8 protein-coding genes are annotated in these 8,357 nt (G+C 47.9%); 4 read left to right on the top strand and 4 right to left on the bottom strand.

Annotated elements, in window-relative coordinates; all coding sequences use genetic code 11:
* The first annotated feature begins 59 nt into the window (after positions 1-59).
* Together JF818_RS08495 and JF818_RS08490 are read left to right on the top strand one after the other, a co-directional pair.
* Positions 60-536 carry a hypothetical protein gene (locus JF818_RS08495; protein WP_198891586.1) on the top strand — a complete coding sequence of 159 codons (477 nt, stop codon included), beginning with the start codon at positions 60-62 and terminating at the stop codon, positions 534-536.
* Positions 537-569: 33 nt separating this feature from the next.
* Complete coding sequence (locus tag JF818_RS08490; protein ID WP_198891585.1) at positions 570-1,844, top strand: Gfo/Idh/MocA family protein; 1,275 nt, start codon at positions 570-572, stop codon at positions 1,842-1,844.
* On the opposite strand, the gene JF818_RS08485 is transcribed toward JF818_RS08490, so the two are convergent.
* The 3 genes from JF818_RS08485 to JF818_RS08475 are packed head-to-tail and all read right to left on the bottom strand — an operon-like array spanning position 1,841 to position 5,274.
* On the bottom strand, positions 1,841-3,796 hold the full coding sequence (locus JF818_RS08485; RefSeq protein WP_198891584.1) for a TRAP transporter permease: 1,956 nt from the start codon (positions 3,794-3,796) through the stop codon (positions 1,841-1,843). The two genes, JF818_RS08490 and JF818_RS08485, sit on opposite strands and share 4 nt — an antisense overlap.
* Complete coding sequence (locus tag JF818_RS08480) at positions 3,769-4,278, bottom strand: DUF1850 domain-containing protein (protein WP_198891583.1); 510 nt, start codon at positions 4,276-4,278, stop codon at positions 3,769-3,771. Before JF818_RS08480 ends, JF818_RS08485 begins: the two co-directional genes overlap by 28 nt.
* Before the next feature lie 9 nt (positions 4,279-4,287).
* Complete coding sequence (locus tag JF818_RS08475; RefSeq protein WP_198891582.1) at positions 4,288-5,274, bottom strand: TAXI family TRAP transporter solute-binding subunit; 987 nt, start codon at positions 5,272-5,274, stop codon at positions 4,288-4,290.
* Positions 5,275-5,491: 217 nt separating this feature from the next.
* On the opposite strand from JF818_RS08475, the gene JF818_RS08470 reads away from it, so the two are divergent.
* A complete protein-coding gene (locus JF818_RS08470) occupies positions 5,492-6,406 on the top strand; it encodes a prenyltransferase (protein ID WP_198891581.1) in 915 nt (304 codons plus the stop codon).
* Here the strand turns inward: JF818_RS08470 and JF818_RS08465 are convergent.
* Entirely contained in the window at positions 6,375-7,595 is a 1,221-nt protein-coding gene (locus JF818_RS08465) for an MFS transporter (RefSeq protein WP_198891580.1), read from the bottom strand. The two genes, JF818_RS08470 and JF818_RS08465, sit on opposite strands and share 32 nt — an antisense overlap.
* 138 nt (positions 7,596-7,733) lie before the next feature.
* Here JF818_RS08465 and JF818_RS08460 point away from each other — a divergent pair.
* A partial coding sequence (locus JF818_RS08460) for an SDR family NAD(P)-dependent oxidoreductase (protein ID WP_198891579.1) occupies positions 7,734-8,357 on the top strand: 624 nt, incomplete at its 3' end.

The following is an 8,357-nucleotide window of genomic DNA, read 5'->3' as shown; positions in this document are numbered from 1 at the left end:
GAGTAGTATACAGCGTATAAGTTCCCCTCTTGGGTAACGATACATAGATAGGAGAAGCTATGAACACAAGCTACGAGAAAGAGCGTCTGAAAAAAACTACTATCGTCTATCTAGTGGTTATGGTACTCATCGTTGTGTTGATTCTGCTTGCTGTGCAGGACACACAGGTCAAGACTGTCGCTGTTATTTTAGTCCTGTTGGTAGGAGCTGCTGCAATTATTGTGCAATGGCTGTTACTCGGTAAGAAAGGTGATGCAACGAAGATGCAGGAACCGGTTAAACCTGTACAGAGTGCACCACAAGCAGAAAAGCCTGTTCAGAAAGCCAGTTCACCAGTACCTCCCAAGCAGGAGAAGAAAGAGGAAGCCCCAAAAGAGGAAGTCTCTACCCAAACCGGCTCACAGTGTGAGACTGCTGGAGTCTATCACTGCTCAGAACATCCCGACAAGACGGTCAACATGGAGGAAGGCAAGCGCTTCCCACCATGCAGAGGGGATGATAAGGGACATAGTGCTACCTGGGTCCTAGAGTCATAAGGCATTTTTTACTATATCTTTTTGGAGAAGTTCATGAACCCAATTCGCGCCGCATTGTTGGGCGGGGGGAGCAGGGGTCGGTATGTGTATGCCGACTACGCAAAAACCCGACCGCAAGATCTTCGTATAACAGCCATCGCAGAACCTGATCAAGAGAAACGTACTACAATTGCAGAGGAACATACTATTCGGTCTTCACTTGTAGTATCCGACTGGAAGGATTTATTTCCCTCCACACACCAGGATTTTGATGTTGTTATCATTGCAACCCAAGATGCAATGCATTTGGAGCCTCTTCTCAAGGCAATTGATGAGGGATATCCAGTACTCTGTGAGAAACCGGTTGTTCCTTCTTTGGGTGAGCTATCCCAGATTGCAGAAAAAGCAAAACATACCAAAAGCCTGGTAAGCATCTCCCATGTACTGCGATACACTCCGTTCTTCACCAAAATCAAGCAACTCATCGAGGAGAAGGCCATCGGTGATCTGATCGGTATCGAATTGAATGAGAATGTAGGCCATATCCATATCTCGCACAGCTATGTGAGGGGAAACTGGAGGAAGAGAGAAGAATCCAGTCCTATGATCCTTGCTAAAAGTTGTCACGATATGGACATTCTTCGCTATCTTGCCGGAAGTTCTTGCGAAACGCTCTCCAGCTATGGTGATCTGTTTCATTTCAAACAAGATAAAGCACCAAAGGGAGCTCCGTTACGATGCACTGATGGTTGTCCGGTGCTTGAACAGTGTCCCTATGCTGCCCAGAAAATCTACTTGGGTGAGAATATTCTCTGGCCTGTGAATGTCATTACCACTGACCTTTCCTACGAGGGGCGGGAGAAGGCGTTGAAAGAAGGTCCGTATGGGAGGTGTGTATACCACTGTGACAATAATGTGGTTGATCACCAAAGTGTAAGTGCACGGTTCTCAAATGGTGTTATCGCCAACTTTACCATGTCTGGATTTACCATGGATACACATAGGAGTATACGGGTAATGGGCAGCAAGGCGGAACTAAAAGGGGACATGGAGAGTGGTGAGATTACCATTGATGTTTTCTCGACCAAGGAACATATTACTTATCAGCTCAATACGAAAAGGGATGGCCACGGGGGTGGAGACGAGCACCTGATTACTGATTTTATCGCACGTGTTCGTTCTTTGGATATACACAGTACCAGTGATCTTTCCACCTCATTGGAAAGCCATTTTATGGCTTTTGCAGCTGAAGAAAGCCGTCTTTCTGGGGGAGAAAAAATTGACCTTGCCTCATTTCAGAAGCAAGGTCGTATGAGACTCCTGTCTTAGGCAATCTGTTTCTTGTGCTTCCTATAGAACTGGAAGAGTACGACCAGAACCGCCAAAGAGAAACCAATTACATCCTGCACCACGTTTGCAGAGATCAAGAGCAGGGCTCCCAGGAAGGCCGCAATACGTACAGGCCAAACCATGTCCTTGAACAGGTATCCCTCTGTTGCCATACCTATCAAGAGAACTCCCAAGATGGCGGTAATTGCTACACGAAGCGCAACCAGCGGTGTTACATCAATGAGCAGGAGTGCTGAGTTGTAGATGAACATGTAGGGAACGATAAAACCAGCCAGTGAGAGTTTTACCGATTGTATGCCTGTCTTCATGGGATCTCCGCCACTCAAGCCTGCTGCTGCAAATGATGCAAGAGCAACAGGAGGGGTGATGTTGGCAAACATTGCAAAATAGAAGACGAACATATGGGCTGCCAATGGGGGGATGCCAAGCTTAACAAGGGCCGGAGCTGCCATGGTAGCGGTGATCAGGTATGCCGGTATGGATGGAAGGCCCATACCGAGGATCATACAGGTGATCATGGTGAGGAAGAGCGTCAACATCAGGTTGGACCGTCCAAGCTGGATGATGGCATTGGCCATATTGAGTCCAAACCCGGTAAGACTAACCACACCAATGATGATTCCCACCACAGCACAGGCAACGGCTACAGAGACTACCGCCCTGGTACCTTCAGAAAACGCATCGAGAATCTGGCGAAGTGTCATTCTGGTTGTCTTTCTTGCCATACTGACCGCGATGGTGGCAACTATTGCCCAGAAGGCGGAGAAGATGACTGTGGCTCCACTGAAGAGCAGCATGTAGAGCAGGAAGGCGATGGGAATCAAGAGATGTCCACGCTCCCGCATCACATCCTTCAACTTCGGCAGTTGATCCTTGGGAAGTCCCTCAAGGTTTAGCTTGGAAGCACGAAGCTGGACCTGTACCAAGATACCGAGGTAGTAGAGCAGGGCAGGTATTGCTGCACTTACAACGATGGAACTGTATTTGACGCCGAGCATCTCAGCCATGATGAATGCTGCAGCTCCCATGATAGGGGGAAGAAGCTGCCCACCAACAGAGGCACTTGACTCTACAGCGCCGCTGAACTCATTGGAATACCCGGTTTTTTTCATCAGTGGGATGGTGAAGGCTCCAGTGGTAACTACATTGGCGACAGCACTTCCGTTGATGGAACCAAGGAACCCGCTTGCAATGACTGCCACCTTAGCCGGACCACCCTTGGAGCTTCCTGCAAAGGCAAGGGCCAGGTCATTGAAGAACCGTCCCATACCGCACTTATTCATGACCGTACCAAACATGATAAACAAGAAAATATATGAGGCCGCTACATCCACTGAAGTACCATAGATACCTTCTGTGTTGATGAAAATATGGTTAACCAGAGCTTTCCAGTCATACCCTCGATGCATGAAAATCCCTGGAAGATTTCTTCCAAAGAGCCCATACAGCAAAAAGATAAGACTGAGAATCACCAATGGCCATCCAGAAATCCGCCTGCTTGCTTCCAGTACCACGAGTATCAGGATGGTTCCCATGATCACGTCCATGGTATTGGGACTTCCCATTCGGTTTATGAAGTTGATGTAGTCAATCCAGACATATGCTGCCACTGCAAGTGAGGCAATTGCCAGTACAATGTCATACCATGGAATGGATTTCCTGCTTGCTTTCTTGTTGGCAGGGTAGAGGAAGAAGGTCATAAATAGAATCATGGCAACATGGAGTGAGCGGTGCAGATGTGTTGCCGGATACCCTATGAATGAGGTACCAAAGTGGTAGAGTGCTACAATGATGGAAATCCAATACAGCCCCTGGGCAAGGAGATAGTGGTCGAATTTGCGTGTCTTCGATTCTTTCTCGAACTTGCTGAGCAGCTGCTCCTGTTTGCTTTTCATGGCAGGATTCATTTCGTCAAGGGATATCTTGGCCATATGGTTCCTACTCCTTCTATAGTTAATTCTACCGGAATATGATGGGGTACATCCTCACCGGTGATAAAGATGGTGTCTCCAACAGTAATGCTGGTTAATGCGGTTTGGGAATGGATCCAACGAATTTCGCCAAACACTTGGTCCAGTTGTTCCATGACAACCATACCGTCTTTCACAGATGTTACGCCTTTGTTCTCAGGAATACCAGCTCCGAAGCCTGCTACCTTGATGGTGTCTAGGTGGAATGATCCATCCTTTTGGATGGTGAATTCCTCAATCCAGGGAATGAACTCAGCTGAATGGATCCAACGGTAGGTGAGCTGCTCTCCCTCTTCAACGGGAATCGAGGCCAGCACCTCCCCGGTTTGCTGGTCACGCAACACCAAGGCAAGACCTGGCCTTTGTAAGAAGAGGAGAAGCAGTGTCCCCACCACAAGGGTGAGGACAACAACAATAATACTACGTTGTGTTCTGCTTTTCATCAAGAATGCTTACAGTCCTGCTTCCTCGTAGTATTTGATAGCTCCTTCATGGAAGGGGATATCCACACCGATGTGACTGTTCTCAAGGGTGATGTGCTTCTTTGCCGTAGCATGTGCTGCCTGGATGTCTTCGATGTTTTCGAAGATTCCCTTGGTCAGGTCATATGCTACATCGACAGGGAGGCTTTCATTCACGATCATGATATTGCGGACCGTGGCGGTCTGGATATCACTATCGGTGTCATAGATATCAGCAGGAATGGTTGCCTCAACAAAGAAGGGATAGTTCTTCTTCAGGGTTGCAAGACCTTCGCCTTCGATGGGTACGAGTACAATCTTGCTGGTGGTGCCAAGCTCCATGATGGTTGCATTGGGAATGCCGCTGGTTACAAAGACTGCATCAACCATGTTGTTCTTCAACTGGGCGATTGCCTCACCATAGTTGAGGTAGTCAACCTTGCTGTCTGCATAGCTCATGCCGTGTGCTTCGTACATCATTCTTGCATTGACCTCAACACCACTATTGGGGGCGCCGATGCCGACACGCTTACCTTTCAGATCGGTGAACTTCTTGATTCCGGTCTTGTCAGTGGTAACCAGCTGTACGTAGTTGGGGTAGAGACCGAGCAGAGCGCGAAGCTCTGTAGCAGGTTCCTTGCCCTCATAAGCACCAAAACCCTGGTATGCCTGTGCTACCACATCACTCATGGCAATGGCCATCTCAGCACGATTTTCCCTGATCAGGGTGACGTTCTCTGCTGAAGCGCCGGTTGCCTGTGCTGATGACTTGTAGCCAAGCTTATTCTGGAATACAGAAGAGAACGCTCCTCCGATTGGGTAGTAGAGACCGCTGGTAGGTCCGGTTGCAACGGTGATGAAGTACTTGCTTCTATCAAGTTCGCCACTCTGTGCTTCTTCACTATCTCCTGCAGCAAAAAGGGATACACTCATGACCAAGGCCAAAAGAGCGATTAGGAACAGCTGTTTTCTTTTCATATGTTTCTCCTGTATATGATATTCACGCAGGTGTTAATTCCTGCTTTATTTTTCCAAGAACCACTTTCTGAGCATAATATTTTTTTTGCCAGATGGGTAGGACTGCATATCATTGGTATTAATATGCAAAAACAGAATACAAGGAGGTTTATGTGAAAATCAAGTGGTAAAGTGAAGAAGCATGGAAAATATCCCACAAAAACAGTATAATTTCCTTATGACAATACGCCAGTTCCTTAATATCGTAGAGATGCGAACGAAGGTCATCAGCATGGGGACCTTCGCTTGTGCCTCTCTATATGCGCTAAATATGCTTGATAACGTACCCTTGCTCCCTTGGGTGATCATGGGGTTTGCAACTCTCTTTGTCGATATGGGAACCACCGGCTTCAATACCTTCTTCGATTACTACCGAGGGACAGATAACCTTACCTATACCAAGGAGAAAGAGAAAGTGCTTGTACATGAACAGGTGAACCCGCTCTCTGCCTTGCTTATCTCCCTTACCCTGTTCGCCCTGGCTGCTATGCTGGGCCTTGTTCTGGCTTATATGACCAGCTTGTATCTCATTCTTGTTGGTGGATTATGCATGCTTGTTGGTTTCTTCTATACAGCCGGGCCGCTGCCGATCAGCAGGACTCCGTTTGGTGAACTGTTTGCCGGAGGCTTCCTGGGCAGTGTCCTCTTTCTGATCACGCTCTTCGTTCTGGGAGTTCCCCTTGGTGGCAGGGAGGTTGCGGCAACTGTTCCCTTCCTTTTGCTTATTGGTATGATCCTCTCGGTGAACAATGGGTGTGACCGAATAGGTGATACAGCAAATGGAAGGAAAACACTTTCCATTCTCCTGGGAAAACGAGGCAGTGTTGGCTTGGTTGCAACTGAAGGCTTGGCTGCCTATCTGGTGAGTGCAGTGTTTGTGTTTGTTGGGATGTATCCCGTATATTTCCTTCCCCTGCTGGTATTTCTGGCAATCCGTTTCTTGGTCCAGTTTAGGAGAGTGAGGAGGGAGGGAATGGATGAAGCACACAAAGCCCAACATATGGGCTTTGCTTCATCTACCTTTATCTCTTACTCCTTGAGTTTTGTTATTGCTTTCCTGCTCAGTAGAGTGTTCGGTTCTCCGGTTTTTTAATCGTTGCTGCAAACACCGAGTTAGCCAAACCAAGGACTGCAGAGAGGGAGAACAGAACTTCAATGCCGAGCGTTTTCCAGATAAGTCCGCCAAGCAGGGCGATCATGACACTGATCAGGTGATTGACCGAGATACCCGTTGTAAGGGTAGCGGTGAGTTCTTCACGGGAAGAGGAGAGGTCTCTCACATACACATTGGTTGCCATGCTCGCAAGGCTGATAATTGAATCGAGTACAAAATTGACACACACCACAATGAATGCAATTTCCATCGGGAATATCCGGTGCGCAAAACCATAAAGCAAACAGACCGCCACGAGAATGATGGTATCGGCTACCATGATGGTCTTATATCCAAGCTTGTCCACCAATATTCCGATAACAGGACTGAGCAACATACCGAAGATTGCACAGATGGCGAGCAGCATCGCAATTACTGAGGTGTCAGCTCCATAGAATAGGATCAGGACATAGGGAGCAAAGGTAAGGAATATCTGCTTTCTTGCTCCATAGAATATCTCGAGCATGTAGAACTTCCCGAACTTTCGGTGGAAGTACAACCTGCTTCGTTTGACCGGCTTTCCACGGTCTCTCATCGTGAGTACGATAACTGCTGCTGAGAAGAGCAAGGATGCTGAGAGGAAGAATATCACCCTGAACCCAACAATTGAATCCCTTGCATACCCAAGGCGACCCAGGACCAAGAAGAGAATGGAGACAATGACAAAACCACCGATATTTCCCCCATGACTGATTGCTGAGGTTACCCCTAGGCTGGCTCCTCCCTTCTCGCTCTTTGCAAAGGAGAGGGACATCGAGCTCTTGATCGGCATAATGATATGCTCTCCACTACTGAAGACAACCATGAAGAGGATTACCACTACTTTGCTGGAGCCGAGAAACAACAAGCCAAGCAAACCGAAAAGCATGATAAGTGTACCTACCTTGTAGACAGTACTCTCACTGAATCGATACATGGAAGCGAGGATGAAGATAAGCAGGAGCCCCGGTAATTCCCGAAAGAATTCTACAATTCCCCGTTCAAATTCAGATATCTTTACTATCTCTGCAAGATAGTTGTCCTGAATTCCACGATACAGCCCGTAAGCAAGACCGGTAAGCAGAATGGTAATAAGGAACACCCTCACACCCGTATCGCCCCGGTAGATCGATTCTTTCTCTCTCGGCATGGTAGAGACTCCAGTTGGCTTGAATTACCTGTGACTATGATTAGAATTGTAGAGGTTGTCAACAACTGAGAGTGAGAAATACATATTGACTGCACCCTAGCCGCGTCGTAGGCTACAAAGAGAGAAGGAGATGCAGGTATGGAAGGAAAGCGGTTTGGTTCTACCTTGGAAGGGAAATTGGTGGTAATAACTGGGGCGAGTAAAGGCATAGGCAAGGGTTTGGCAGAGATTATTGCCTCAGAAGGGGCAAGGGTTGCAATTACTGCACGAGATATTGATGCGCTTGAGCAGGTTGCTGCCGGCATACAGGAACAAGGGGGCGAATGCAAAGCCTTCAAGCTTGACTTGAGACGAGTGGACTCCATCAAGGACTGTTTCTCCCGTATTGAGGATGAAATGGGTCCGATCGATGTACTGGTGAACAACGCAGGAATGGGTAATCCAATTCCAGCCGAGGAAATTACCGAGGAAGACTGGGACTGGATGATGGATCTGAACCTGAAAGGAACCTTCTTCTGTTGCCAGGAAGCAGGAAAGAGAATGCTCTCCCGGAAGAAAGGTCGCATCGTGAACATATCCAGCCAAGCTTCTGTGGTGGCTATCCCCCATGAGGCTGTCTATTGTGCTTCAAAAGGTGGACTGAATATGCTCACCAAGGTATTAGCCGCTGAGTGGTCCCCAAGCAATATTACGGTCAATGCAGTTGGTCCTACCTTCGTCTACACCCCAGGTACTGCTGAAAGGCTGGATGACCCAGCATTC

Source organism: Sphaerochaeta sp. S2 (assembly GCF_016406725.1).
Lineage (GTDB): Bacteria > Spirochaetota > Spirochaetia > Sphaerochaetales > Sphaerochaetaceae > Sphaerochaeta.
This window is presented reverse-complemented; position numbering and strand designations above follow the sequence as displayed.

What these genes read in the sequence shown, in the direction of transcription:
- JF818_RS08495 (WP_198891586.1), top strand. Translation starts at nt 60, where the DNA reads ATGAACACAAGCTACGAGAAAGAGCGTCTGAAAAAAACTACTATCGTC.
- JF818_RS08490 (WP_198891585.1), top strand. Translation starts at nt 570, where the DNA reads ATGAACCCAATTCGCGCCGCATTGTTGGGCGGGGGGAGCAGGGGTCGG.
- JF818_RS08485 (WP_198891584.1), bottom strand. Translation starts at nt 3,796, where the DNA reads ATGGCCAAGATATCCCTTGACGAAATGAATCCTGCCATGAAAAGCAAA.
- JF818_RS08480 (WP_198891583.1), bottom strand. Translation starts at nt 4,278, where the DNA reads ATGAAAAGCAGAACACAACGTAGTATTATTGTTGTTGTCCTCACCCTT.
- JF818_RS08475 (WP_198891582.1), bottom strand. Translation starts at nt 5,274, where the DNA reads ATGAAAAGAAAACAGCTGTTCCTAATCGCTCTTTTGGCCTTGGTCATG.
- JF818_RS08470 (WP_198891581.1), top strand. Translation starts at nt 5,492, where the DNA reads ATGACAATACGCCAGTTCCTTAATATCGTAGAGATGCGAACGAAGGTC.
- JF818_RS08465 (WP_198891580.1), bottom strand. Translation starts at nt 7,595, where the DNA reads ATGCCGAGAGAGAAAGAATCGATCTACCGGGGCGATACGGGTGTGAGG.